The sequence below is a fragment of the Nonomuraea sp. NPDC050536 genome (assembly GCF_044457685.1).
Lineage (GTDB): Bacteria > Actinomycetota > Actinomycetes > Streptosporangiales > Streptosporangiaceae > Nonomuraea.
In genome coordinates this window covers 84,658-109,817 of sequence record NZ_JBITHD010000002.1, presented here as the reverse complement: position 1 = coordinate 109,817, position 25,160 = coordinate 84,658, and the positions used below count along the sequence as shown (strand labels likewise).

The following is a 25,160-nucleotide window of genomic DNA, read 5'->3' as shown; positions in this document are numbered from 1 at the left end:
TAACCGATGTCAATACTTGAATGGATAGAGACGATCACGGCGCGCGGCATCCGCAGGCCCGGCTATCCGGCCGACGAGTGGACCGAGCGCTGGCTGGCGGAGCGGCTCGCCGGGTTCGGCCTGGACGTGGCGCTCGAGCCGGTGGAGCTGACCCGGTGGCGGCCCGGTGCCGGCGTGCTCCGGCTCGACACCGGCGAGGAACTGCCCGGCTTCCCGCTGCCGTTCACGGCGCCCACCTCCGGGCTGCGGGCCAGGTTCGCGCGGCTGGAGGAGGCGGAGCCCGGCGACATCGCGGTGGAGGAGGTCGCCTTCACCGAGCTGCCGCAGTCGCTGGTCAGGGCGCTCGCCACCGCGTACTACGACCCCGAGGGCGTCTTCGACACGTTGGTGCAGACGATCCCGTTCGGTCCGCGGATGATGGAGGTCGTCGAGCCCGCGATGGCCAGGGGCGCCGCCGGCTACGTCGGGGCGCTGACGGGCCTGCCGTGGGAGACGCGCGACTACTACGTCCCCTACGACGCCGTCGAGAGGCCCATCCCCGGGCTCTGGCTCTCGGGCGGGGACGGCAGGGCGCTGCTCGACCGGCTGCCGGCGATGGGCACGATCGTCGCCGAGTCCGTCAGTGACACCGTGACCACGCACAACGTGGTCGCCACGCTCCCGGGGAGCTCGCCGTACTGGGTGATCGTGGGATCTCACCACGACGGGCCGTGGGCGTCGGCCGTGGAGGACGCCACCGGCATCGCGCTCGTGCTGGAGTCCGCGCGCCGGTGGGCCAGGGTGCCGCAGTCGGAAAGGCCGCACAACCTGCTCTTCCTGTTCACCTCCGGGCACATGGCGCACGCCGCGGGCACCAGGGCGTTCATCGAGGCGCACCGTGACCTGCTGGCCGACGTCGTGCTGCAGGTTCACCTGGAGCACGCGGCGCTGCGCTGCGAGGGCGTGGACGGCCGGCTGGTGCCCACCGCGGATCCCGAGGTGCGGTGGTGGTTCACCACGCGGGCGCCGCGGCTGGAGCGGCTGGTGGTCGAGACGATCGCGGCCGAGGGCCTGCGCAGGTCGCTCGTGCTGCCACCGGACGCGTTCTCGCCGATGCCGCCGACGGACGGGGCGTTCTTCCATCCGGAGGGCGTGCCGCTGGTGCACTTCCTGTCGGCCCCCATGTACCTGTTCGACTCCGCCGACACCGTCGACAAGGTGGACGTGGCGGGGCTGGAACCGCTGGCCGGGGCCGCCTTCCGCATCGTGCGGGGCACGGCGGGCTGGGATCCGGCGTCACTGCGCGAAGCGGATGAAGCCCGCATACATCCCCATTGAGCAGACGTACCGCAACGTGCCTGGCCGCTGCGGAGGAAGCCGCACGATCGACGGCAACGCGTAGTCGTGCCCATCAAGCGTGACCGTGCCGGTGCATCCCCGGTCGACCAGCCGGAAGTCGAGCGTCACCGGCACCCCCGCACGTAACGTGACGAACCCGGGCCGATACCCCACCCGCGTCGCCCAGATCGTGGCCGAGCTCCCCGCCGCCGTAGCCGCCGCCGGAGCCGCGGGCCCAGGCAGCCAGCCGCCCAGGCTCAGCCCCGAACCGATCGTCCACACCCCCGCCAACAGCGCGACCACCCCCGCCACCCGAGCCAGCCTGGTCCGCGACACGCGCCGCAGCAGGAAGCCGAGCAGCGCGAACGCCGGGGCCGAGCCGAGCACGAACCCGGCCATCACCGCCGCCCCGCCCACCGGCGACCCGCTGGACACCGCCACGATCTCCATGCCGACCGTGACCCCGCACGGCACCAGGATCGTGGCCGCCCCTACGAGTACGGGGACCCCCGGCCTGGTGGGCGCCGGGCAGTCCACGTGGTCGCGCCTGATGAGCCTGACCGCGAAGGCGATCACCACGATCCCGGCCACGACCAGGAACACCGCCCTGACCGCCGGCGGCAGCCGTACGACCGAGCCGAGCCAGCCGAGCAGCGCCCCCGCCAGCGTGTAGGAGCAGAGCCTGCCGGCCAGGAACCAACCGACCTTGCCGTCCACACCCGCCAGCAGCCCGCCCTGGACAGCGGTGCACGATACGGTGCCTGCCACCAGACCGGCGGCGAGCCCGCTGGCGAGCAGGGCGATGATCGCCTGCATAATCGCAACGTAACGTCGCCTGACGGATGCGGCCAGTCACAGTTTGTTTACTACGAACCCCCCTTGAGTACCGAGATCCGCTGGAAGTACTCGTCGTCGCTCATCTCGCCGCGCGCGTACCGCTCGGCGAGGATCTGCTCCGCCGACGCCGTGGCCCCTGCCGGAGTACGGCGCGGCGGCCCCCAAGCGCCGCGCCGCCATGCCCAGAGGGCGAAGCCGACCACGGCGACCCAGAACAGGCCCCAGAAGAGCGGGATGATCGGCCAAAAGCCGCCGCCCCAGCCCCAATGCGCCATCGCGAGTGCGTTCATGTCTCTGTCCTCCTTCGACGCTCCTCAGCATCGCTCCGGAGGCATGGCCGCCGAATCGGACAGCGGGCCCTTCCTGCCATCCGACCGGGGGAGTGCGCGCGGGCGCTCGCGCTACACCCGGGGAGGTACTCAGGCCAGCCGGGCGCGGACCTCGGCCCGGTCCACGCCGAGCTCGTCGATCAGCGCGGCCACCGGATCGGGCGGCTGCTGGTCGAGCAGCACCAGCAGGACGTGCTTGGGGGCCTGCGCGCCGCGGGTGCGCATCGTCGTCTCCTTGAGCGCCTGGTTGACGACGGCCCGGGCGGTAGAGGTGAAGTTGGTGCCCGGTATCCGGGGATGTCTGCGCGGCCGGCGATCGGGCACCTCACCCACGTCGATGCCGATCGCGCTCAGCGCCGCCCGGTCCAGGGCGTCGAGCCCGGCGCGCGCGGTGTCGAGGGAGACGCCCAGCGCGCGTGCGACCTCGGAGTCGGGGTCCCGCAGCAGGCCGAGCAGCAGGTGCTCGGTGCCCATCCGGCGGTCGCCGCGCTGCCGGGCCTCGTCGAGTGCGGCCTTCACGGCCGTGGAGAAGGGTGTCACCGTCGACCTCATTTCCCGTATTTGGCGTGCACCGACTGCCGGGACATGCCCAGCGCGTCACCGATCTGCTCCCACGTCCAGCCCTGCTCCCTGGCCTGCGCGACCGAGATGGCCTCGACCTGCTCGGCCAGCCGGTGCAGCGCGCCCACGGCGCGCAGGCCCACGGCCGGGTCGTTGGACTTGATGCGCTCGGAAAGTTCTCCCACGTCCACCCTGTCAGGCTAGCTTGACAGAGGAAGAATTGTCAATCTAGCCTGACAGGGTGGACGAGATCATCATTGTGGGAGCGGGCCCCGTGGGGCTCATGCTGGCCTGCGAGCTCGGCCTGGCAGGCGTCAGGCCGATGCTCCTTGACAAGCGCCCGGAACGGAGCACGCTGCCCAAGGCCAACGGCTTCGGCGGGCAGATCGTGCGCGTGCTGGCCCTGCGCGGTCTGCTCGAGCGCTTCGAGGAGGCCGCCTCCTTCGCGGGCAGGCCGCCCGGGTTCCCGTTCGGCGGCGTGCCCGTGAGCTTCGCCGGGCTGGACGTGGGCCTCGACCTGCTGGCCGTACAGCAGCCGCAGATCGAGCGGATCCTCGAGGAACGCGCCGCCGAGCTGGGCGTCCAGGTCGAGTGGGGCGCGGAGGTGGCCTCGCTCGACGACCTGCGCGCCCGCTACGTGGTCGGGTGCGACGGCGCGAGCAGCACCGTGCGCGAGCTGGCCGGCTTCGACTTCCCCGGTACGACCGACGAGGAGGTGGTACGGCTCGGCCACTTCAGGTCCGTGCGCGCCAAGGGCATCTTCGGCGACGCGGGCGACTGGCGGCACACGCCCCGCGGCCAGGCCATCGTCACCTCGCTGCAGCCGGGCGTCTTCATCGTCGGTGTGCGCGAGAAGGGCGCGCAGCCGGCGGGCCCGATGACCGTCGAGGAACTGCGGGAGTCGCTGCGCCGGGTGCTCGACACCGACGTCGAGCTGGGCGAGCCCATCTGGGTCTCGCGCACGGTCGCCCAGGCCAGGCAGGCCACCGAGTACCGCAGGGGCGACGTCTTTCTGGCCGGCGACGCGGCCCACCTGTTCCCCGCCGGAGGGTCCGCGCTCAACGCGGGCCTGATGGACGCCGTCAACCTGGGCTGGAAGCTGGCCGCGGCCGTCCACGGCACCGCCCCCGACGGATTGCTCGACACCTACCACACCGAACGCCACCCCGTCGGGGCCGCCGCGCTGCGTCAGACCCGGGCCCAGGCGGCGCTCGGCCGACACGACGGCGAGGAGGGCGAGGCGCTGCGCGGGCTGCTGAGCGAGCTGTTCGCCTACGACGGGCCACGGCGCCACCTCGCCGAGGTGCTGCAGGGATCCGAGGTCAGGTACGGCTCCGCCGCGCATCCGCTGGTCGGTCGGCTCGTCCCCGAGCTGGGCGTGGGTGCCGAGCTCCTGCGGGCAGCCAAGCCCTTCGTGGTGGACTTCGCCGGCCGCGTGGCGGGGCTGTCCGGAATCGACGTGGTCCGTGCGGAGATGCCGGACCCGCCGGCGGAGGCGCTGCTGATCCGACCCGACGGCTACGTGGCCTGGGCCGGGATCGACGGGCTCGAGGAAGCCCTGGCCTCGATCACTCGAAGGGCCGGCCGCTGGTAGCCCAACCGGAAACCACATCGTCAAAGGCCGGCTGCATGGTTACCATGTGAGCATGTCTACGCCCCGGATGTCTTAGAGAGACACCTCGCTTCCGCGCGATAGGTGTAACTTCTAGCAATTCCGGAGCGTATCCCCGTGCTTACCTTCCGTGACGTCGACGTGCGCGTCGGCGCCCGTCTTCTTCTTTCCGGCATCACCGCTCACATCGCCCCTGGTGACCGCATCGGCCTGGTCGGGCGCAACGGCGCGGGCAAGACCACGCTGCTGCGCGTTCTCGCGGGGCAGCTCGCCCCCGCCGGTGGAGCCATCACCTCCGACAGCCCGGTCAACTACCTCCCGCAGGACCCGGCCGCCGCCGACCCGTCGGTCACCGTCATCGACCGTGTCATGTCGGCGCGCGGCCTCGACGCCGCCGTCCGCGCGCTGCGCGACGCGGAACTCTCCCTGGGTACGGCGAAGGACACGGCCATGGCCGCGTACGTGCGGGCCGAGGCCGAGTTCCAGGCTCGCGGCGGCTATCCCGCCGAGGCGGAGGCCGCCAGGCTGGCCGCCGGGCTCGGGCTGCCCGATCGCGTGCTCGACCGGCCGCTCGGCGAGCTGTCCGGCGGGCAGCGGCGCCGGGTCGAGCTGGCCAGGGTGCTGTTCGCCGAGCGGGGCACGCTGCTGCTCGACGAGCCGACCAACCACCTCGACGCCGACTCGGTGGCCTGGCTGCGCGGCTTCCTGACCGGGTACTCCGGCGGGCTCGTCCTGATCAGCCACGACACGCAGCTGATCGCCGACGTGGTCAACCGCGTGTGGCGGGTGGATCCCGACCATGCCGCGATCGAGATGCACAACACCGGGTGGGCCACCTACCTGTCCGACCGCGAGGCGGTCGAGCGCGGCCGGATCAGGCAGCGCGCCGCCGCCGAACGCAAGGCCGCCGCGCTGCACGCCCAGGCCGACCGGATGCGTGCCAGGAACTCGACCGCCGTACGCGCCAGGGACATGGCACGCCGCGCCGACCGCATGCTGGCAGGGGTACGGCCGGCCCACCGTACCGAGAAAGTGGCGCGCATCAGGCTGCCCGAGCCGGCGCCGAGCGGGCGGATGCCGCTGGGCGCGATCAGCCTGACCAAGAGCTACGGCCCTGTCGAGGTGCTGGCGGGGGTCGACCTGGCCGTCGACCGCGGCAGCCGGCTGGTCGTGCTCGGGCTCAACGGCGCGGGCAAGACCACCCTGCTCAAGCTGCTCGCCGGGCACGAGAACCCGGACTCGGGCCGGGTCGTGCACGGGCCGGGGCTGCGGCTGGGCTACTTCGCGCAGGAGCACGACACGCTCGATCCCGGGCGGACAGTGCGGGAGAACCTGGCCTCCTCCGCGCCTCAACTGGCAGAGGCGGAGGCCCGTCGGATTCTCGGCTCGTTCCTCTTCCGCGGGGACGACACGGACAAGCCCGCCGGGGTGCTGTCGGGCGGCGAGAAGACCCGGCTCGCGCTGGCCGGGCTGGTCAGCTCGGGCGCCAACGTGCTGCTACTGGACGAGCCCACCAACAACCTCGACCCGGCCTCCAGGCAGGAGGTACTGCGGGCCGTCGACCAGTACCAAGGAGCCGTGGTGATGGTCACCCACGACCCGGAGGCGGTCGAGGCACTCCGCCCCGACCGCGTCCTCGTGCTACCCGACGCGACCGAGGACCTCTGGGGCCGCGACTACGCCGACCTGATCACCCTGTCCTAGCCCCGGCCGGGGCGGTTGCTGTCGCTGCCCGCCCGGGCAGCGACAGCGCGGCTGACATGCTTCCAAGGCCGTCGTATGCACTTTCGCGCGGATTTCCATGCTCGCGGCACCGGTAGCGTCGGACAAATGATCACGAACCGCCCCACGGCCCGTGTGATGCTGGCCGACCCCGCCGACCGCGTGCTGATGTTCCGCTTCGTCCCGCCCGACCCCTGGCCCAGCGAGCCCGCCTGGCACCTCCCCGGCGGCGGGATCGAACCAGGCGAATCAGTAGTGGAAGCGGCGTCCCGGGAGGTTCGCGAAGAGACCGGCCTCATCCTCGTGCCCCAAGATCTAGGCGAGCCGGTGGCCGTCAACGCGGGAGAGTGGTCCATCCAGGGCAGCCACTATTACACCGTGCACACGTACTTCTTCGCCCGAGTCCCAAAGGTAGATGTCTCTGGAACCGGGGATGACGGGTACGGGCACCGATGGTGGACCGTGGCCGAGCTCGGCGCGACCAATGAGCGGGTCTTTCCACCAGGGCTGGCTGGACTGCTGAAAGACCTGCTCCAAGGAGTACGGCATGAGCGGCCCGTCACCCTCGATTGGTGAAGCGGCGAGGTCCTTTGCGCGCTGTGGGCGCGAAAGCGCGAGGACCTTGCTTAGAGCCAGCCGGGTTTGACGAGGCCGCTTTCGTAGGCGATGACGACCAGTTGGGCGCGGTCGCGGGCGTGGAGTTTCATCATGGCGCGGCTCACGTGAGTCTTGGCCGTGGCGGGGGACATGAAGAGCTTTGCGGCTATCTCGTCGTTGGTCATGCCCGTCCCGACCAGCGAGAGGACCTCGCGTTCCCTGTCGGTGAGCTGCTCGAGGCCGTCCGCGGCGATGGGTTCCTTGGCCCGGGAGGCGTACTCGCCGATGAGGCGGCGCGTCACGCTGGGCGACAGGAGGGCCTCGCCGTTGGCCACCACGCGCACCGCCTGGATGAGCTCCGCCGGCTCCGTGTCCTTGACGAGGAAGCCGCTGGCGCCCCCGCGCAGCGCCTCGAAGACGTACTCGTCCAGCTCGAACGTCGTCAGGATGATGATCTTGGGTCCTGGGGGCATCTGGCGGGTGGCCGTGAGGCCGTCCGTGCCGGGCATGCGGATGTCCATGAGCACCACGTCCGGCTTGTGCAGGCCCGCCAGCTGTATGGCTTCCGCGCCGTCACCGGCCTCGGCGACCACCGTCATGTCCGCCTGGGCGTCGAGCAGGGCCTTGAACCCGGCCCGCACCAGCGCCTGGTCGTCCGCGAGCAGGACCTTGATCATGAGTTCTCCTCCGCAGGAGCCGATGCGGGAGCCGATTCAGGGGCCGATTCAGGGGCCGATGCCGAAGGCAAGGGTAGCCGGGCCTCCACCCGGAAGCCCCCGTCGGCGGGCCCGGCCTCGAGCGTGCCGCCGAGGGCCGAGGCGCGCTCGCGCATGCCGGGGATGCCGTTGCCGCTGCCCTCCTCGGACAGTACGGCGGGCCGCGTCGCACCCGTGTCCGTGACGAGTACGGCCAGCTCCCGCTCGCCGTACTCGAGCCTGACCGTGACACGCGAGCCGGGCGCGTGCCTGGCGGCGTTGGTGAGCGATTCCTGCACGATGCGGTAGGCGGCCCGCTCGACCGTGGGCGGCAGTGCCCGGGAGCCGACCCGTTTGATCGTGACGTCCAGGCCGGAGCGTTCCGCCAGGTCGTCGAGGCGGTCGAGCCCGGCGGTGGGGGAGCGCGGCGCGCCTTCGCGCAGCACGTTCAGGACGGAGCGCATCTCGCCGAGCACCTCCTTGGAGGCCGTCTTGATCGTGGCCAGCGCGGTGCGCGCCTGCTCGGGGTGGTCATCGATCAGGTGCAGCGCGGTCGAGGCCTGCACGTGGATCAGCGAGATGTTGTGCGCGAGCACGTCGTGCAGCTCCTGCGCCATGGTGAGCCGCTCCTCGCTGGCCTGGCGCCGAGACTCCTCCTCCTGCATGCGCTGCCGCTCACTGCGCCGTTCCATGGCGATGCGGATCAGCTCCGCGATCACCATGAACAGCAGCATGAACGTGGTGATCCACACGTCGTGGAAGAAGTCCCGCTGGCCGCTCAGATACGCGTAGATCAGGAAGAAGGCCAGCATGACCCCGGCCGTGATCCACCCGAGCAGCCGGCGCTTCTCGGTGATCAGAGTGAAGATCAGAATGGCGGGGCTGAAGAAGATCGGCCCGTAGGGGTAGCCGCCCCACACGAAGGCGAACGTGGCCGCCAGCGTGACGACCAGCGACGTGACGGGAAAGCGCCGCCGTACCAGGACCATCAGCGGCCCGACGAGCAGCAGGCCGTACGCCCACGGATCCAGCGGCGACCGGAAGCTCCGCTGGCCCCAGTAGGCGCCCTCGGACATCACGACCTGCGCGACCGCCACGATCAGGGCGAGATAGGGGCTGTATACGGACTTCGTGCGCACGCCAACACGCTAGATGAACGCCCTGACCTGCGCATCCCCCGCGCGTCGCAGGGGGCCCTACCGCGACGGGCGTACCTGGGAGATCGTGGAAGGCATGCGCCGAGTGCTCGTTCCCGCAGCAGCAATCCTCGTCTCCTTGACGGCCACGCCCGCGGTGGCCGACTCACAGCAGAAGGTCCCCGTCGCCGAGGGGTACGGCGGCGCCGTCGCCACCGTGGACCTCGACGCCAGCAAGGCGGCGATAGCCGTACTCAGAAGGGGCGGAAACGCCGTGGACGCCGCGGTCGCGGCCGGCGCGGCGCTGGGCGTCACCGAGCCGTTCTCGGCCGGGCTGACCGGCGGCGGCTTCATGCTCTACTACGACGCCCGCCAGCGGAAGGTGTTCACCGTCGACGGCCGCGAGACCGCGCCGCAGGCCATGACGGCGAGCACGTTCGAGGGCATCCCGTTCGCCGAGGGCGTGACCAGCGGCCTGTCGGCGGGCATCCCCGGCACGACCGCGACCTGGGACGTGGCGCTGCGGCGCTTCGGCACGCTGACGCTGCGCCAGGCGCTGCAGCCGGCGATCGAGGTGGCCTCGGGCGGCTTCACGGTCGACCAGACCTTCCACGACCAGATCGCGGCCAACGCCGACCGCTTCAAGGACTTCACCTCGACCGCCAAGCTCTACCTGCCGAACGGCCAGCCGCCCGCCGTCGGCTCCACCTTCCGCAACCCCGAACTCGCCGCCACCTACCGCGAGCTGGGCCGGCGCGGACCCGGCTGGCTGTACGGCGGGCAGCTCGGCCAGGAGATCGTGACCACGGTCAAGCAGCCGCCGATCACCCCGGGTTCGACCCGCAACGTCAGGCCCGGCCTGATGGAACTGTCCGATCTCCGCTCCTACCGGGCGCTGCTCCGCGAACCCACGCACGTCTCCTTCAAGGGCCTGGACGTGTACGGCATGGCGCCGCCGTCCTCCGGCGGCTCCACCGTGGGCGAGGCGCTCAACATCCTGCAGGCGCTGCCCTCGCCAGAAAACAACACAGTCGGTCTGCACGAGTACCTGGAGTCGTCGCGGCTGGCCTTCGCCGACAGGAACAAGTACGTCGGCGACATCCCGAACGTGCCGCTGAAGGAACTGCTGTCCGACGGCTTCGCCAAGGAACGCGCCTGCTTGATCGGCGACAAGGCGCTGACCAGCCCGGTCGCCCCCGGCAACCCGGACGGCAGCTACGAGCCGTGCGCCACCCCGACCGGCACCCCCAACGCCGACGGCAACCCCCAGGGGCCCGAGACCACGCACCTGGTCGTGGCCGACCGCTGGGGCAATGTGGTGGCCTACAACCTGACCATCGAGTCGACCGGCGGCAACGGCATTGTGGTGCCTGGGCGGGGCGTGCTGCTCAACAACGAGCTGACCGACTTCACGTTCGGACCCGCAGTCGGCGACCCGAACCTGCCCGGGCCGGGTAAGCGGCCGCGCTCGTCGATGGCGCCCACGATCGTGTTCGAGCACGGCAGGCCGGTGCTGGCCGTCGGGTCGCCGGGCGGTGCCACGATCATCACGACCGTGCTGCAGATCCTGGTCAACCGCTACGAGTTCGGCATGAGCCTGCCGGACGCGCTGGCCGCGCCCAGGGCTTCGCAGCGCAACGCCGTACAGACCGAGGCGGAGCAGGCCTTCATCGACAAGTACGGCGCGGAGCTGACGACCCAGCACGGGCAGAGCTTCAAGCTCAACCCGGAGATCGGCGCCGCCACCGGCCTGGAGTTCCTCGGCCACGGCAGGATCCAGGCGGTCGCCGAGCCCACCAGGCGCGGCGGCGGCAGCGCGATGGTGCTCCTGCCTAGTAGATGAGCTCGTAGGCGTCGGGCTTCACCTTGCGGGTGCGTGCCCAGTACTCGAAGGTGAAGCCCGGCCAGATCGTCCGGTTCCTGCCGTGCTCGTCCAGGTACCAGGACGTGCAGCCGCCGGCGTTCCACACCAGCGGGTCGAGCCTGTCCTGCAGGCGGCGGTTGAAGGCCCGCTGGCGATCCGGCCGCACGTCGATGGCACGAGCGCCGGTGCGCGACAGCAGGCGCAGGCAGTCCATGACGTAGCGGACCTGGGACTCGATCATGAAGACGACCGAGTTGTGCCCGAGGCCGGTGTTGGGGCCGAGCAGGAAGAACAGGTTCGGGAAGCCGGCGGTGGTGATGCCGTAGTAGGTCTCGATGCCGTCCTGCCAGGCCTCCTGGATCTTCTTCCCACCGCGGCCGACGATCCGCTGGTCCTGCAGCGCGTCGGTGACCTTGAAGCCCGTGCCGTAGACGATCACGTCCACCTCGTGCTCGACCCCGGCCTCGTCGACGATCGAGTGCGGCCTGATCTCGCGGATCCCGTCCGTGACCAGCGTGACGTTCTCCCTGGTCAGGGTCGGATAGTAGTCGCTGGAGATGAGCAGGCGCTTGCAGCCGATGGTGTAGTCGGGCGTCAGCCGCCTGCGCAGCTCCGGGTCGGGCACCTGGCTCTCCAGGTGCTTGAGCGCCACCCGCTCGTGCACCTTCATCAGCCGGGGGTCGATGGTGAAGCCCAGTGCCCTGGTCTCCAGCACCCAGTAGATGCTGGTGCGCATGGCCCTGGCCGCGCCCGGCAGGCGCAGGATTCGCCGCATCCGGCCGGGGATGGCGAAGTCGGGCTTGGGATGGATCCACGGCGGCGTGCGCTGGAAGAGCGTGAGGTGGGAGACCTGCGACGCGATCTGCGGCACGAACTGGATGGCGGAGGCCCCGGTGCCGATCACGGCGACGCGCTTGCCGGTGAGGTCCACGGAGTGGTCCCACTCGGCCGAGTGGAACGCCGGACCGGCAAAGGTCTCATGCCCCACAATTTCTGGAAATTTCGGGATGTGGAGGGCGCCGATGCCCGAGATCACCGCGTTGGGCCGCAGCACCTGCCCGTCGCCCGTGGCGACCTCCCAGTGCCTGGCCTCGTCGTCGTACTCGAGCCCCACGACCTGCTTGCCGAACCGGAAGTGCGGCCCGATGCCGTACTTGTCGACGCACGCGCGCATGTACTCCCAGATCTCCTCCTGAGGGGAGAACATCCGCGACCATCCGGGATTCAGCTCGTAGGAGTAGGAGTACATGTGCGACGGCACGTCGCACGCGCAGCCGGGATAGGTGTTGTCGCGCCAGGTCCCGCCCAGGTCCTCCGCCTTCTCCAGAATGACGAAGTCGTGGTACCCGGACTCCTTCAGCTTGATCGCCATGCCGATCCCGGCGAAGCCGGAACCGATGATCACTATCCCTGGCTCAGCCACCGGTCCTCCTGTAGGACTCGAACTCCGCGTGTGCGGGAGAGATCGCGATGTAGTCCAGCGCCTGCTGGAGATCGCCCTCCTGGCTCGGGTGGAAGGAGGGCTTGACGTAGGTCGGCATGGCGAGCAGCAGGCTGCGCAGCGTCGGCACCCTGCCCTGGTGGGCGCGGAAGAAGTAGTGCGTCCACTTCATCCGTACCCGTCCGTCGATGAGCGGATCGTTGGCGATCAGGAACCCGGCGCCCCTTCTGATCAGGTAGATCAGCGCGGGCCCGGCCATCGCCATCGTCCTGGCCCGCCGCCCGAACGAGCCGTCGAGGTGCATGAACAGGTCGAAGGCCACGCTGCGGTGTTCGACCTCCTCCGCCCCGTGCCAGCGCAGCAGGTCCATCATGACCGCGTCGGCCCCGGCCGCGTCCAGTGGCCGGGCGTCGAGAATCCACTGCCCGAGCACGGCCGTGTAGTGCTCGATCGCCGCGATCATGGCCACCCGCTCGCGCAGCCAGTACTCCCTGGCCATCGGCGGCAGCGTGTGGTCGCCCAGCAGGCGTTCGAAGGCCCACTCCACGTTGTCCACGTACGGCTGCGGGTCGAGCCCCTGCTCCTTCATGTGCTCGAGCACCCGCTGGTGCGCCACCGCGTGCGTGCCCTCCTGCCCCATGAACCCCTTGACCTGGGCCTTCAGCTCGGGGTCCGTGATGTACGGCAGGGCCTGCTTGAAGACGTGCACGAACCACCGCTCGCCAGCCGGCAGCAGCAGGTGCAGCGAGTTGATGACGTGGGTGCTGTACGGATCGCCGGGCACCCAGTGCAGCGGCGTCTCCTCCCAGGAGAAGCGGACACGGCGCGGCTTGATCTCCACGGTCATGACAGGCTCCAGCGACGGACGTGGGGGAGGTCGTCGTCCAGCCAGTACGCGTCGTCGTCGGTGACGACCAGGATCTCCTCGAACTTGGCCCCGATCCTGTCACCGTCCGTGCCCAGATGCGGCTCGACCGCCCAGAGCCCAGGAGTCGGCGGGTGCGCCGAGGCCCTGCCGCCGGCCCACAGCGGCGAACGTCCCTCCAGGCGCTCCTTGACCAGCTCCCGGCCGACGGTGCGCAGCGTCCTGATGCCGAACGACTCGAAGACCACGAACCGCGGCCCGCCCAGCCGGATCCGCGCCACCTGGTGCCCGATCACCCGCCCCGGATACACCTGGTGCCGGTTCCTGTTCCCCTGCGCCGCGATCTCGGCGTCGACCTCCCGGTAGATCTCGCGGAAGGTACGGCGCTGCCGTACGAGATCCAGAATTTTCACGCGAAAGCCGGACAAGTCGTGGTCCAGCCGAGACCACCCGGGATTCGAGCCGAGCACCCCCGAGTAGCCGATGTCCGCGACGTAGCCGTCCATCACGGGCGCGCAGTCCAGCACGTACGGCATGCCCTCCGCGAGCCGCCGGTTGGTCGGCAGGAACTGCGTGGGAATCCGGAAACCACGGAAGGCGGTCCGCTCACCGAACCAGGCGAACGGCACGTGGAACCAGTCGTCGACCCCGTGCCGCTCCAGCCATCTGCGCAGCGCCCTGGTCGCCATCCGTTCGGTGACCCCCGGCTCCAGCCGCGAGGCGACGTGCTCCGCCGCCTCGTAGGCGAGTCGCTGGAGATCGCGGAACCTGTCGAGGTCCGCCGGTCTATTGGACACAGAGTCCAATGTAGTCAGCGAACGCGACCCGGTCCAGAGTGAAGCGCCTCACAGGGCTCACCCCCGCAAGGTCTGGCGGACGGCGTAGTCTCCCAGGCTCGGCTCGAGCAGGTCGTAGAGCCGCACCGCCTCGCGGGCCAGCGCGGCGGCCACGTCGTCCTCCGGCTCGCCGTTCATCCCGCGCGCGAAGCCCTCGTCGAACAGCACCCGCTGGACGGTCACGAAGTGGCCGGCCACCGCCTTGGGCAGCAGGTCTCCGGGGCCGGCCCCGGTCTCCTCGGCGAGCACGGCGGCCAGCGCCTCCTGGCTCTGCTCGTGCAACTCCCTGAGCCGCCCGCGGAGCGTGGGGCTCTCCATGATCATCCGAGCGAAGGGCGCGCCGGAGAAGCCGGCGGTCGGCTCACGGGCCTCGATCGCCGCCAGGTGCGCGCGCCGCACCGCGGTCAGCGCCGACTGGCCGGGCGCCCGCTCGCGCACGGCCCGCACCGGCCCCTCGATCAGTTCCTCGTCCCGGTCGAAGACCAGGTCCTCCTTGCGCGGGAAGTGGTTGGTGACCGTCATCTTGGCCACCCCCGCCCGCGCCGCCACGTCGGAGATCGTCACCTGCTCGAACCCGCGCTCCAGGAACAGCTCCGTCGCGACGCCCGAGATCTCCCGCCGCGTCTGCTGTCGTTGCCGCTCGCGCAACCCCTCTGCCATGGGAACACGGTAGCAAAAACCATGGGCTTGACCAATTGACTATGTCAAACCTAGTCTTTAGGTCGCACCTAGCAAAGGGAGTGGGCATGCCGATCACGCGCACCACGGAACGCCTCGAGCCGTCGCTCGTCCGCATGGGACTGGTCCTCACACTCGGCGCGATCCTGGCCATGCTCGACACGACGATCGTCAACGTCGGCCTGGACACCATGGGCCGCGACCTGCACGGCACTCTGGGTCAGCTGCAGTGGGTCTCGACCGGCTACCTGCTGGCCGTGTCGATGGTGATGCCGCTGTCCGGGTGGGTCAGCGAGCGCTTCGGCGCCAAGACCATGTGGCTGACCTCGGTGGCGCTGTTCGTGGCCGGCTCGGCGCTGTGCGGGCTCGCCTGGTCGCCGGAGAGCCTGATCGTCTTCCGGCTGATCCAAGGCATCGGCGGCGGCATGATGCAGCCCATCGGCCAGTCGATCGTGGCCCAGGCGGCCGGCCCGAGCCGGATCGGCCGGGTGATGGGCGTGCTGACCATCCCGATCACGTTCGCGCCCGTGCTCGGTCCCGTGCTGGGCGGCCTGATCGCCGGGGTGGACTGGCGCTGGATGTTCTACGTCAACGTCCCCATCGGGCTCGTGACGCTGCTGCTCGCCGCCAGGATCGTGCCCGCGGCCCCGCCGGCGGGCCCACGGGCCCCGCTCGACGTGCGCGGTCTCGCGCTGCTCTCGCCCGGACTGGCCGCGATCGTGTACGGCTTCGCCCAGCTGGCCTCGGGCACGGGCGCCACCCTGCCGCTGGCCGTGGGCGGCCTGCTGGTGGCCGGATACGCCGTGCACGCGCTGCGTGCCACGGCTCCGCTGATCGACCTGCGGCTGTTCGCCCGGCGCGGCTTCGCGGCGGCCACCGGCAGCTCGTTCCTGCTCGGCGCGTCGGTCTACAGCTCGATGCTGCTGATCCCGCTCTACTACCAGCAGATCGGGGGCGCGAGCGCGCTCGAGGCCGGGCTGCTGCTCGCGCCGCAGGCGCTCGGCACCGCCATGGTCACGTTCTTCGCCAGCCGGCTGAGCGACAGGATCGGGCCACGCCCGCTCATCCTGACCGGCATCGCCCTGGCCATGGCGGGCACCGTGGCGTTCGCGCTGGTCGGTTCGCACCCGGCCGCGTGGGTCCTCACGCTCTCGCTGGTCGTCAGGGGCGCCGGGCTCGGCATGATGATGGCTCCCGGCATGGCCGCCGTCTACGCCAGCGTCGAGCGGCACGAGACGCCGCGCGCCGCCTCGGCGCTCAACGTGCTCAACCGGGTCGGCGGCTCGATCGGCACCGCCGTCCTGGCCATGGTGTTGCAGAGTGGGGTCCTGCAGAGTGGCCACGCCACCGCGGCCGCCTTCGGCACCACGTTCTGGTGGGCGCTCGGCCTGTCCGCGCTCACCCTCGCCCCGGCCGCGCTCTACCCCAAGAAGTGACCGCGATCGCTACTGAGGAGCACAGAATGCGCCGAAGGCCCTCGGGCCCACGGCGCTCGTATCAGGAAGGCTTACTTCAGGAGCAGGAAGGCCGCGACGCCGATGACGGCGATCACGACGACGACGGCGATGATCGGCAGCAGGGGCGACTTCTTGCGGTGCGAAGAAGTCTCCTGCTCGGACCGCTGTGCGAACGCGCGGAACTGCTGGGTATTGCCCGCGGGGTCGATGTGCTGGTCAGACATGGCCGCCAGCCTAGCGGCAACAGATGAGCCGTTTGCACCTTTTAGCGGTACTTGTAGGTGTGGGCTGATTAGGGGACCGGTCCATCCGGCGGATAGCTTGGAGACATGCTCAGGACCCTGTTCTCCCCTCGCCTGGTGGGCCTCCACCTGCTGACGGTCGGGGTCCTCGTCGCCTTCATCCTGCTCGGCCGCTGGCAGCTCGGCGTCTTCCAGGATTCGGGCAGGCCCCGCACCAGCACCGACCCCGCCCCGGCGGCCGTGGAGACGCTCTCCCGGGTGGGCGCTCAGATCCAGGGCACCGCCGTCGGGCGCAGGGTCAGCGCGGAAGGGGTCTACGACGCCGCCAAGCAGCTGCTCGTGGCCGACCGGCGGCCCGACGTGGACGCGCCGGGCGGCAACGTCTCGCGCGACAAGGGCTACTGGGTGCTCACCCCCCTCCGGCTCTCCGACGGCACGCTCATCCCGGTGGTGCGGGGCTGGACGGCCACGGCCGACGGGGCGGCGGCAGCCGTACCCCAGGGGAAGGTGAGCGTGACCGGGCGGCTGCGGCCGCAGCAGAGCACCGACAGCGTGCAGGGGCGGGCCGAAGGGTTGCCCGCCGGGCAGGTGCAGACGGTCTCGACCGGGGAACTGGTCAACCTGTGGCAGGGCGAGAAGCTCCGCAACGGGTTCGTGGTGGCGCAGCCGCCGTCGGGTGCGCTGGCCCAGGTGAAGGTGTCGCCGCCGATCGTGGGCGGGGAGTTCACCTGGCGGAATCTGGCCTACGCCGCCAATTGGTGGATCTTCGCCGGGTTCGCCGTGTTCATGTGGTTCCACTTCGTGCGCGACGCCGTGCGGAGTGATCGGGACGAGGCAGAGCCTTCCAAGGCGGCCCCCGAGAACGTTATGGAAGGTTGAGAACTGTGGAGTCCGCCCTCAAGCCGTTCCGGGTGATGGCCTACATCGTCGGCGTCACCCTGCTGATCTTCTGCGTCGGCATCGTGCTGCGCTACGGCTTCCAGATCCCGCAGATGTCGAAGGTCATCGCGCCGATCCACGGCTTCCTGTACATGCTCTACCTGGTCACCGTGCTGAACCTGGGCATGAAGGCACGCTGGACCTGGCAGTACATGATCGGGATCATGCTCGGCGGCACCGTGCCGTTCCTGTCGTTCTTCATCGAGCGCAAGGTCGAACGCCGGGTGCACGCCGCGACGGCGGGGGCCGCGTGACCCCCGCCTGCGACTAGCTGCCGATCCCGCGCCTGCGGGCCCTCTTGAGGCGCTCACGCTGCGACGGGTCGAGCATCAGGTAGCCGACCACCGGGGCCGCGATCACGCCGAGGACGACCAGCAGGGTGATCCATCCGGTGCCAAAGATCATCAGCGAGAGTAGAACCGCGGCGCCCGCGCCGATGGCGTACTTCGTGACTGGCGACATCCTCAACTTCCTCCGAACGCGGAGCGTGCGCTCCGCCTCTCCCACATTGTGCGTCGCCAGTCCAACGAGTGGGGGCGGCGTGTGGGTTCCATTCGCGATGTATCTCAATTCTTGCGCGTGTAGAGCGTCAGGTGAATGGATCCGAACATCCGCACCTGTCCCTTCCTGAACGTCTCCCGCAGCGTGACGAGGCGCTCATCCTCCGCGTACTTCCACGCGATCCTGGGCGAGACCAGCCACACCCGCTCGATCCCGCTCAGCTCCCGCCTCAGCTGGTCGGCCGTCCTGGGCTGGTAGTCGCCCGGCGCGTGCGTCAGGTCCACGAGCCTGTCGTACGGCCGGCTGTACGCGGCCACGAACAGCCGGTAGCGCTGCGGGACGAAGAGCACCGCGTCCCCCGGCCGCTCGCCGGCCTCCAGCGTGGCGGCCAGCGTGCGGAGGTCGTCGGGGCGGCTGTCCGGCAGCCGGATCGCCTGCTGCGTGCCGTACGTGAGGACCGCGAAGACCGTCACGGCCGGGACGGCGGGCCACCAGGCGCGCAGCAGGCTCGCCGCTCCGACCCCGGCCAGCAGCGCTAGCGCGGGCACGGCGAACAGGACGTAACGCGGGTGGTAGATCGGCTGGAGCTGGGAGATCGCGAAGGACAGCGCGACGGGCAGCACCGCACACAGGGCCACCGGCCAGGCCCGGCGTACGCCCCAGGCGGCCAGGGCGAACAGCACGATCGCGGCGGGGACGCTGCCCGCCACCTCGACGGGGAAGGACGCGACGTCCGACCAGTCGGGCTTCTTCAGCCAGAACACCTGGGCCTCGCGCTGTCCGGAGGCGACCAGGGCCAGCGGGACCAGGGCGAGCCCGGCGGCGGCCATCGGGACCAGCGCCCACCTGCGGCCCGAGAACCAGGCGGCGACCGCGTGTGCGGGCAGCAGCAGCATCGCGTACAGGTGCAGGTAGCCGAGCAGGGCCAGGCTGGCGGCGTAGGCGACGTACGGCCACCTGGCCGGGCGGTCGGCGAGGCGGAGCAGGAGCCAGGTGGCCAGCACGGCGACCGCGCTGACCAGGGCGTAGGAGCGGGCCTCCTGGGCGTAGCGGACGGCGATCGGGGTCACGGCGTAGATCAGGCCGCCCGCCAGGCCCGCGAGCGGGCCCGCCAGCCTGCGGCCGATCACGGTCACGCCGAGTGCCGCGCCGGCGAAGGCCAGCACGGAGGGGAGCCGCGCGGCCGCCTCGACGGGCAGCGGGAGCGTGATGAAGGGGCGGAGCAGCAGGTAGTACAGGGCGTGGACGGCGTCGATGTCGCCGAGCAGGAGGCGCAGCTGCGACAGCGGCATCCTGGCGGCCGAGACGCTGACCGACTCGTCCCGCCAGAGCGACGGGGTGGCGAGCCCCCAGCACGCCACGGCCGCCGCCACCAGCATCGGAAGTATCCCGATATAGCGGGCGGCGCGTGGCCCGTGGGTCTCTGGGGTGCTCGTAGGGACGGATGGGTCTTCTGGCGCGCTTACAGGGGCGGGTGGATCCGAGACCACGTCGCCGTCCGGGGCTGTGCTCAAACGTGCTGCCAGGAGTTGGCGATGGCCTGCAGGTCTTCCCGCAGGATGTCGGGGGTCGGGCGCTGTGCCGGGTCGCCCGAGAGCAGGCGGAACAGGACGGGCGCCAGCGCTCCCGCCCGGTTCAGCGGCGCGCCAGGGGCGGGCGGGTGGCCCTCCACGGCGGTGAAGAGGGTGGCGCCGAGCGACCACAGGTCCGAGGCGGGCGTCCTGCTGCCCTCGGGCGCGGTGTAGGCGGGGTCGGCGACGGGCTCGGGAGGCGCGAGCAGCGCCTGGCCCGACTGGTCGAGCAGGATCGTGCTCGGCCGGATGTCGCCGTGACGCAGGCCGCACTCGTGCCGCGCCGCCAACCTGTCCAGGACGGCCAGGCCGATCGCGGCCACCTGCTCGGGCGGCAGCGGGCCCGCTGTGCCCACGATTCGGTCCAGGGGCCGGTCCACCCCGGCCAGCTCGGCGGCCGGCTGCAGGGGGAAGGGGGGCTCATACAGCGGGGGCGGCTCGGACGGCGCGGGGGGTTCGGGCGCGGGCCGGTTCTCGGCGATGTCGTGCAGGGCCAGGGAGACGGTTTCGAGCGCAGGCGGGTTGGTCTGGTCGAGCATGGCCCGGATGAGCGTCCTGAGCGGATCGGCGCCCGTCGCCGGATCCGTGCCCGGCGGGCGGCCCTCCAGCGCGAAGTGCATCGTGGCGGCCAGCGACCAGAGGTCGGCGGCGGGCTGGAGCCCGGTGGGCGGCAGCCCGAACCCGTTGAGCAGCGCCCGCCCCGACCCGGCCAGCAGGACCTTGGCGGGGTTGACCCGCCCGTGCGCGATCCCGGCGGCGTGCGCGGCCTCCAGCGCCGACAGCAGGCACACGCCCACCCGCGCGACCTGGATGGGTGGGAGCGGGCGCCGCGTCAGCACCGTCTGCTCCAGCGAGGAGCCCTCGACGAACTCGGTGACCAGCCAGGTGCCCTCGGGGCCCGTCACCACGTCGAGCACCGGCACGATGCAGGCGTGCCGCAGCGCCATCGCCAGCCGGGCCGCGGGTACCGCGTCCTCGGGGAGCGCGCGGATCGCCACGTCCCGGTGCGCCAGTTGGTCGAAGCCCAAACGCACCGCTCCCCCTGCGAGGGGGTTCATGAGCCGGTAGCGCATGAACTGCACGATAGCGGCCTATCTCCCGCCATAGCTACACGGCCGCGGAACCCCGGCAGGGCGCGGGTCACGGAGCGGCTTGGGCGAGCCAGCGCTCGTGGGAATCGGCCAGGCGGTTCCAGAGTTCGGTGCGTTCCTCCGGGGTCACATCCGCCATGGTCAGGCCGAAGACGTCGGCGAGCGCGGCGTAGTAGTCGTCCTCGGTCTCGAGCGTCAGTGACCGGGTGCCGGTGCCGATGCGGGACAGGACGAGGCTGCGGAGGGTGTCCACCCCCGAGGCGTCGCGGCGCTGCACGGTGGCCACCCTGACGAAGCCCGAATCCGGCGAGGTCGACAGGTGGTTGTGCATGGCTATAAATGCGGACATGTCGGCGGATTTGGGGTCGAAGTCCATGCCCAGGAAGGATCCCGCCGGATCGTGGTCCAGGCGCCATCCGCCGGGCGCGATCTGCGAGGGGCGCAAGCCGTACGTGAAAGGACCCTGCCGGTAGGTGCCCTCGATCAGCGGGAGCGGCTCGTGCAGGGCGTCGCCGAGCCCGAGGTCGGCCAGCCAGGCGCCGCCCGGGTTGTCCTCGGTGGGCAGGCCGTGGACGGTGAGCACCAGGTGGTTGGCGGTGATGCCGGGCTCCTGGCCCCGGTTCTGCACGCCGCCGACGTGCCGGGTGACCTCGTAGCCGAGCTCCCTGATCAGCTGGGAGAAGGCCCCGTTGAGGTGGTAGCAGTAGCCGCCGCGGCCGCGCACGATCCTGGCCACGGACTCCTCGGGGTCGACCGTGGTGGGACGGCCGAGCCAGATCTCCAACGCTTCGTAGGCGATCTTCTCCACATGCGCGACGTGCAGGGCGCGCAGGCCGGCGGCGGTGGGCGGGGCGTCCGCGAGACGGGAGAGGCCCAGGCGGCGCAGGTAACCAGGGATGTCCACAAGGCACAGTCTGCACGGGATGTTCACAAACTGGGCAGTGCCCTCTGCACAGGCCCCCTTCTAGGCTCTGGGACGTGGCAGAGCAGCGACGCATCCTCCTGGTCGAGGACGACGAGACGATCGGCCTGGCCGTACGCAACCGGCTGGCCGCGGAGGGCTTCGACGTCCGCATGGCCGCCGACGGGGAGACCGCTCTGAGCGAGTACGGCAAGGCCGAACCGGACCTGGTGATCCTCGACCGGCTCCTGCCGGGGCTCGACGGGCTGGAGGTGTGCCGACGGATGCAGGCGGCGCGCCCGGTGCCCGTGCTGATGCTGACCGCGCTCAGCGAGGAGACCGACGTGCTGGTCGGGCTCGGGGTGGGCGCCGACGACTACATCACCAAGCCGTTCAGCATGCGGGAGCTGGTGGCCAGGATCCACGCGCTGCTGCGCAGGGTCGAGCGGGCCGCGCAACTGGCCGTGGAGGACACCGTGATCAGGGTGGGCGCCGTCGAGATCGACACCGCCGCCCGCAGGGTCTTCGTCAACGGCACCGAGGCGCAGCTCACCAGGACCGAGTTCGACCTGCTCAGGCGGCTGGCGGAGCGACCTGGGCAGGTGTTCGAGCGCGACAGGCTGCTGTCGGACGTGTGGGGCTTCTCCGAGGCGGCGGCCACCCGCACGGTCGACAGCCACGTCCGGGCGCTGCGCCGCAAACTCGGCTCCGACGTCGTGCGCACCGTCCACGGCGTCGGCTACGCCCTGGTGCGCCGATGAGGCCGCTGGATTTCCTCGGCCGGATCAAGGTCAAGCTGGGCATCGTCATCGTGCTGGCGGTGGGGACCGCATTCCTGGTCAACGAGCTGGGCATCGGCGCCGGCTGGTCGCGGTCGATCCGCATCGCGGTGGCCGTCGTGCTCGCGCTGGTGATGGTGCAGCTGCTGGCCATGGGCATGACCAAGCCGCTGCGCCAGATGGCCAGCGCCGCCCAGACCATCGCCAAGGGCCGCTACTCGCTGCGCGTGCGGGCCACCTCGCGCGACGAGGTGGGCGAGCTGGCCAGGGCGTTCAACGCGATGGCCGCCGACCTGGGCGAGGTCGACCGGCAGCGCCGCGAGCTGGTCGCCAACGTCAGCCATGAGCTGCGTACCCCCATCACCGCGCTGCGCGCCGTACTGGAGAACGTGGTCGACGGCGTCTCGGACGCCGACCCGACCACGATGGCCACCGCGCTCGCGCAGACCGAACGGCTCGGCCGGCTCGTCGCCCAGCTGCTCGACCTCTCGCGCCTCGACTCGGGCGTCAGGCTCATCGAGCCGGAGGCCGTCGAGCTCGCGCCGCTGCTCGAGCAGGCCGTCCGCGAGGCCGAGCTGGCCAGGGAGGACGTCCTGCTGGCGCCCTCGGTGCCCGCCGACCTGGTGGTGCGCGCCGACCCCGACCTGCTCGCGCAGGTGCTGGCCAACCTGCTCGACAACGCCGTACGGCACAGCCCCTCCGAAGGCGTGGTGCGCGTCACGGCCGCCCCCGAGAGCTCGGGGGTGCGCATCGTCATCGCCGACCAGGGGCCGGGCATCCCGGCCTCGGCCAGGGCGCGCGTGTTCGAGCGCTTCTCCCGGCTGGACGCCGGGCGGGCGGCGGACTCCGGGGGCGCGGGACTCGGGCTGGCCATCGTCAAGGAGATCGTCGAGCTTCACGGCGGCTCCATCCGCATCGACGACTGCGCGGGGTGCCGCATGATCGTCGACTTACCAGGGAGGACCACGATGGTGGAAACGCCCCAGGAGGCCGGCACGGGGGAGCAGCCGGTCGTCGCCGTACCGGATCGGGTCCCGGAGCCCGAGGCTGCCGTCTCAGGAGCCTTAACCGTCTCCTCGGGCCCTGTGTCCGGGGGAGGTGCGGTGGTGACGGGGGTCGTGCCTGACATGCCGGTTGTGGTCGGTGTGGATGCGGAGGGCGCCGCGCGTGCGGGAGAGGCTGCGCCACCCGGTGCCGCCGTGGAGTCCGGGGGCGTGCCGGAGGGGGCGCCCACGGTTCCGCCGCCCGCGCCGGTGGGCGGGGTGGGGTTCGGGAGGCTGTTCGGCGGGGCGGTGCTCGGGGCGTTGGGCGGGTTCCTCGTCGGCCTGTTCGGTGCCGTGGTCGTGTCCGTGCTCTTCGGCGGTGTGGCGGCCCTGGCCACGCTGATGCTGGCCATGCTGGCGGGCGTCGTGCTGGGTGTGGCCGTGTCGGGCGGGGGGCGGCCACGCTCGCGCCCCGCCCCCGCCTACCCGCCTCCAACCGGAGCGGCACCCCCGGCCGCCGGGGCCGTGTCCTCGGCGCAGGGCGGGATGGCCGGGCCGTACGCGGGCGAGCAACGCCCGCCGTACGCGGAGCAGCAGAGCGGAGCACGCGGGGTGCAACAGGCCGGGTCGTACGGGGTGCAGCAGGGAGGGCCACACGAGGTGCAGCAGGCCGGGCCGTACGGAGTGCAGCAGCAGGGTGGGCCGCCGGGATACGTGCCGCCGCCGTTGTTCCCCAAGCCGGATCTGCCCGAGACGCCGCGCTGGCTGCTGCCGGCGGCGGCGGGCGCGGGGGTGTTCGCGGCCGTAGCGCTGCCCGACGCGAAGGCGGGGCTCGGGGTCGTGCTGGTCGCGGTGGTGCTGGGGGCGGCCGCGCTGCCCGCGGTGCTGCGCAGGATGACGCCGTGGACGTTCGCCTTCGGGGTGATCGCCTACTGGCTGATCGCGATGGCGGCCGTGCGGGACGCTGACTGGCTGGTCGCCGTGCTGCTGCTGGCGGGCGCGGGACTGGGGGCGCTGGCCGTCTCGGGTGCGGGGGCCGGCTGGCTCGGGGTGATCAGGGGCGGCGTGTCCGTGCTGCTCGCGCTGGGGCCGGTGGCCTGGTTCGTGGGTGGGCCGCTGCGGCGGCTGGTGGCCAGGCGGCGCATCCTGCCGACGCTCGCGGCGCTGGCCATCACGGCGGTGCTGCTGCTGGTGTTCGGGCTGCTGTTCGCCTCCGCGGACGCGGTCTTCGCCGCGTACGTGCAGCGGCTGACCGCGACGCCGGTGTGGATGGAGTCGGCGCCGATCCGGGTCTTCGTGTTCGTGGTGTTCGCGGTGCTGCTCGCCGCGGTCGTGCTGGTGGCGCTGCGCCCCGTCAACGAGCCGGTGGGGCCCGGCGTGAAGCTGCGCGTGGCCAGGAGCGTCTGGCTGGTGCCGCTGACCGCGGTGAACCTGCTGTTCGCCGCGTTCGTCGCGGTCCAGGTCACGGCCCTGTTCGGCGGCGACGCCTGGGTGCGCAGGACCGCGGGCCTGACCTACGCCGAGTACGCCAGGCAGGGCTTCTTCCAGCTCGTCGTCGTCAGCGTCTTCGTGCTGGGGATCGTCGCGGTGGCCGGCGGCATGATCAGGACCGAGCGGCGCGAGCGCTGGGTGATGGCCGGCGAGCTGGGCGTGCTGTGCGCGCTGACGATGGTGGTGCTGGCCTCGGCGCTGCACCGGATGGAGCTCTACACCGACGCCTACGGCCTGTCGCGGCTGCGGCTGTCGGTGCAGGCCACCGTCTGGTGGCTGGGCGCGGTGTTCGTGCTGGTCCTGCTGGCAGGCGCGGTACGGCTGGCGGGCAGGGGAGCCCGGTGGCTGCCTCGCACGATCGTCCTGGTGACCGGGCTGGGTGTGGCGGCGTTCGCCATGGTCAACCCGGATCTGCGGGTGGCCCAGTCGGCCGTCGAGGTGCGCGGCGTGGAGCGGATCGACGCCGACTACCTGGGTGACCTCGGAGCGGAGGCCGTGCCCGCGCTCGACCGGCTGCCCGAGCCCAAGCGCAGCTGCGTGCTGGCCTCGGTGGTGCGGACCAACGGCCTGCGCGAGCCGGATCAGTGGAACGGCTGGAACCTGGCCAGGTCACAGGCACGCGAGCTGCTGGCCGCGCATCCGGTGCGGAGCACCTCCTCCTGCCCCAGTACCGGCCGCTACGGCACCGAGTGATCGCCGGTCCGGATCGGGTTTA

Annotated in this window: 25 protein-coding genes; 10 read left to right on the top strand and 15 right to left on the bottom strand. The window is 71.3% G+C overall.

The window, feature by feature from the left end; all coding sequences use genetic code 11:
• Positions 1-6: 6 nt before the first annotated feature.
• Positions 7-1,317 (top strand): M28 family peptidase, encoded by a 1,311-nt coding sequence (locus tag ACIBHX_RS07505; protein WP_397065220.1) that lies wholly within the window; start codon positions 7-9, stop codon positions 1,315-1,317.
• On the opposite strand, the gene ACIBHX_RS07500 is transcribed toward ACIBHX_RS07505, so the two are convergent.
• From ACIBHX_RS07500 to ACIBHX_RS07485, 4 genes are all read right to left on the bottom strand, one after another.
• Complete coding sequence (locus ACIBHX_RS07500; RefSeq protein WP_397065218.1) at positions 1,276-2,133, bottom strand: sulfite exporter TauE/SafE family protein; 858 nt, start codon at positions 2,131-2,133, stop codon at positions 1,276-1,278. The genes ACIBHX_RS07505 and ACIBHX_RS07500 overlap by 42 nt on opposite strands.
• Before the next feature lie 50 nt (positions 2,134-2,183).
• Positions 2,184-2,444: an SHOCT domain-containing protein gene (locus ACIBHX_RS07495; protein ID WP_397065216.1), complete on the bottom strand. Its 261-nt coding sequence runs from the start codon at positions 2,442-2,444 to the stop codon at positions 2,184-2,186.
• A gap of 129 nt (positions 2,445-2,573) precedes the next feature.
• On the bottom strand, positions 2,574-3,023 hold the full coding sequence (locus ACIBHX_RS07490; protein ID WP_397065214.1) for a Clp protease N-terminal domain-containing protein: 450 nt from the start codon (positions 3,021-3,023) through the stop codon (positions 2,574-2,576).
• Positions 3,024-3,031: 8 nt separating this feature from the next.
• Entirely contained in the window at positions 3,032-3,235 is a 204-nt protein-coding gene (locus tag ACIBHX_RS07485) for a hypothetical protein (protein ID WP_397065212.1), read from the bottom strand.
• A 50-nt stretch (positions 3,236-3,285) separates the two neighbouring features.
• Here ACIBHX_RS07485 and ACIBHX_RS07480 point away from each other — a divergent pair, with 50 nt between their 5' ends.
• From ACIBHX_RS07480 to ACIBHX_RS07470, 3 genes are all read left to right on the top strand, one after another.
• Positions 3,286-4,638 carry an FAD-dependent monooxygenase gene (locus ACIBHX_RS07480; RefSeq protein WP_397065210.1) on the top strand — a complete coding sequence of 451 codons (1,353 nt, stop codon included), beginning with the start codon at positions 3,286-3,288 and terminating at the stop codon, positions 4,636-4,638.
• A gap of 135 nt (positions 4,639-4,773) precedes the next feature.
• Positions 4,774-6,360 carry an ABC-F family ATP-binding cassette domain-containing protein gene (locus ACIBHX_RS07475; RefSeq protein WP_397065209.1) on the top strand — a complete coding sequence of 529 codons (1,587 nt, stop codon included), beginning with the start codon at positions 4,774-4,776 and terminating at the stop codon, positions 6,358-6,360.
• Between the two features lie 126 nt (positions 6,361-6,486).
• Complete coding sequence (locus tag ACIBHX_RS07470) at positions 6,487-6,954, top strand: NUDIX hydrolase (protein WP_397065207.1); 468 nt, start codon at positions 6,487-6,489, stop codon at positions 6,952-6,954.
• Between the two features lie 50 nt (positions 6,955-7,004).
• Here the strand turns inward: ACIBHX_RS07470 and ACIBHX_RS07465 are convergent, their stop codons facing one another.
• Positions 7,005-7,652, bottom strand: coding sequence for a response regulator (locus ACIBHX_RS07465; RefSeq protein WP_397065205.1), 648 nt, complete (start codon positions 7,650-7,652; stop codon positions 7,005-7,007).
• Positions 7,649-8,809: a sensor histidine kinase gene (locus ACIBHX_RS07460; RefSeq protein ID WP_397065203.1), complete on the bottom strand. Its 1,161-nt coding sequence runs from the start codon at positions 8,807-8,809 to the stop codon at positions 7,649-7,651. The genes ACIBHX_RS07465 and ACIBHX_RS07460 overlap by 4 nt, the downstream gene beginning before the upstream one ends.
• 94 nt (positions 8,810-8,903) lie before the next feature.
• Between ACIBHX_RS07460 and ggt the strand changes: the two genes are divergently transcribed.
• A complete protein-coding gene (gene ggt / locus ACIBHX_RS07455) occupies positions 8,904-10,649 on the top strand; it encodes a gamma-glutamyltransferase (RefSeq protein WP_397065201.1) in 1,746 nt (581 codons plus the stop codon).
• Here ggt and ACIBHX_RS07450 read toward each other — a convergent pair.
• From ACIBHX_RS07450 to ACIBHX_RS07435, 4 genes are read right to left on the bottom strand one after another with little or no spacing between them, the layout of a single operon-like run.
• A complete protein-coding gene (locus tag ACIBHX_RS07450; protein ID WP_397065199.1) occupies positions 10,639-12,093 on the bottom strand; it encodes a flavin-containing monooxygenase in 1,455 nt (484 codons plus the stop codon). The two genes, ggt and ACIBHX_RS07450, sit on opposite strands and share 11 nt — an antisense overlap.
• Complete coding sequence (locus ACIBHX_RS07445; RefSeq protein ID WP_397065197.1) at positions 12,086-12,958, bottom strand: metal-dependent hydrolase; 873 nt, start codon at positions 12,956-12,958, stop codon at positions 12,086-12,088. The genes ACIBHX_RS07450 and ACIBHX_RS07445 overlap by 8 nt, the downstream gene beginning before the upstream one ends.
• On the bottom strand, positions 12,955-13,773 hold the full coding sequence (locus ACIBHX_RS07440) for a M24 family metallopeptidase (protein ID WP_397065195.1): 819 nt from the start codon (positions 13,771-13,773) through the stop codon (positions 12,955-12,957). Before ACIBHX_RS07440 ends, ACIBHX_RS07445 begins: the two co-directional genes overlap by 4 nt.
• 57 nt (positions 13,774-13,830) lie before the next feature.
• Positions 13,831-14,472, bottom strand: coding sequence for a TetR family transcriptional regulator (locus ACIBHX_RS07435; RefSeq protein WP_397065194.1), 642 nt, complete (start codon positions 14,470-14,472; stop codon positions 13,831-13,833).
• A gap of 86 nt (positions 14,473-14,558) precedes the next feature.
• Here ACIBHX_RS07435 and ACIBHX_RS07430 point away from each other — a divergent pair, with 86 nt between their 5' ends.
• Positions 14,559-15,926 (top strand): MDR family MFS transporter, encoded by a 1,368-nt coding sequence (locus ACIBHX_RS07430; RefSeq protein WP_397065192.1) that lies wholly within the window; start codon positions 14,559-14,561, stop codon positions 15,924-15,926.
• A gap of 71 nt (positions 15,927-15,997) precedes the next feature.
• On the opposite strand, the gene ACIBHX_RS07425 is transcribed toward ACIBHX_RS07430, so the two are convergent.
• On the bottom strand, positions 15,998-16,171 hold the full coding sequence (locus ACIBHX_RS07425) for a hypothetical protein (protein WP_397065190.1): 174 nt from the start codon (positions 16,169-16,171) through the stop codon (positions 15,998-16,000).
• Between the two features lie 105 nt (positions 16,172-16,276).
• Between ACIBHX_RS07425 and ACIBHX_RS07420 the strand changes: the two genes are divergently transcribed.
• A complete protein-coding gene (locus ACIBHX_RS07420; protein WP_397065188.1) occupies positions 16,277-17,068 on the top strand; it encodes an SURF1 family protein in 792 nt (263 codons plus the stop codon).
• 5 nt (positions 17,069-17,073) lie between these two features.
• Positions 17,074-17,382: a DUF3817 domain-containing protein gene (locus ACIBHX_RS07415; RefSeq protein WP_397065186.1), complete on the top strand. Its 309-nt coding sequence runs from the start codon at positions 17,074-17,076 to the stop codon at positions 17,380-17,382.
• Between the two features lie 13 nt (positions 17,383-17,395).
• Here ACIBHX_RS07415 and ACIBHX_RS07410 read toward each other — a convergent pair whose 3' ends face one another.
• The 4 genes from ACIBHX_RS07410 to ACIBHX_RS07395 form a co-directional block, all read right to left on the bottom strand.
• Entirely contained in the window at positions 17,396-17,590 is a 195-nt protein-coding gene (locus tag ACIBHX_RS07410) for a hypothetical protein (RefSeq protein WP_397065185.1), read from the bottom strand.
• 104 nt (positions 17,591-17,694) lie between these two features.
• The gene (locus ACIBHX_RS07405; RefSeq protein ID WP_397065183.1) at positions 17,695-19,008 is read right to left on the bottom strand and encodes a glycosyltransferase family 39 protein; all 1,314 of its coding nucleotides are present in this window, start codon (positions 19,006-19,008) and stop codon (positions 17,695-17,697) included.
• Between the two features lie 131 nt (positions 19,009-19,139).
• Positions 19,140-20,273, bottom strand: coding sequence for a hypothetical protein (locus ACIBHX_RS07400; RefSeq protein ID WP_397065181.1), 1,134 nt, complete (start codon positions 20,271-20,273; stop codon positions 19,140-19,142).
• 67 nt (positions 20,274-20,340) lie between these two features.
• Positions 20,341-21,195, bottom strand: a complete 855-nt coding sequence (locus tag ACIBHX_RS07395; protein WP_397065179.1) for an arylamine N-acetyltransferase — start codon at positions 21,193-21,195, stop codon at positions 20,341-20,343.
• Between the two features lie 74 nt (positions 21,196-21,269).
• Here ACIBHX_RS07395 and ACIBHX_RS07390 point away from each other — a divergent pair, with 74 nt between their 5' ends.
• Entirely contained in the window at positions 21,270-21,953 is a 684-nt protein-coding gene (locus ACIBHX_RS07390; protein WP_397065177.1) for a response regulator transcription factor, read from the top strand.
• The gene (locus ACIBHX_RS07385; protein WP_397065175.1) at positions 21,950-25,138 is read left to right on the top strand and encodes a DUF4153 domain-containing protein; all 3,189 of its coding nucleotides are present in this window, start codon (positions 21,950-21,952) and stop codon (positions 25,136-25,138) included. Before ACIBHX_RS07390 ends, ACIBHX_RS07385 begins: the two co-directional genes overlap by 4 nt.
• The last annotated feature ends 22 nt before the right edge of the window (positions 25,139-25,160 follow it).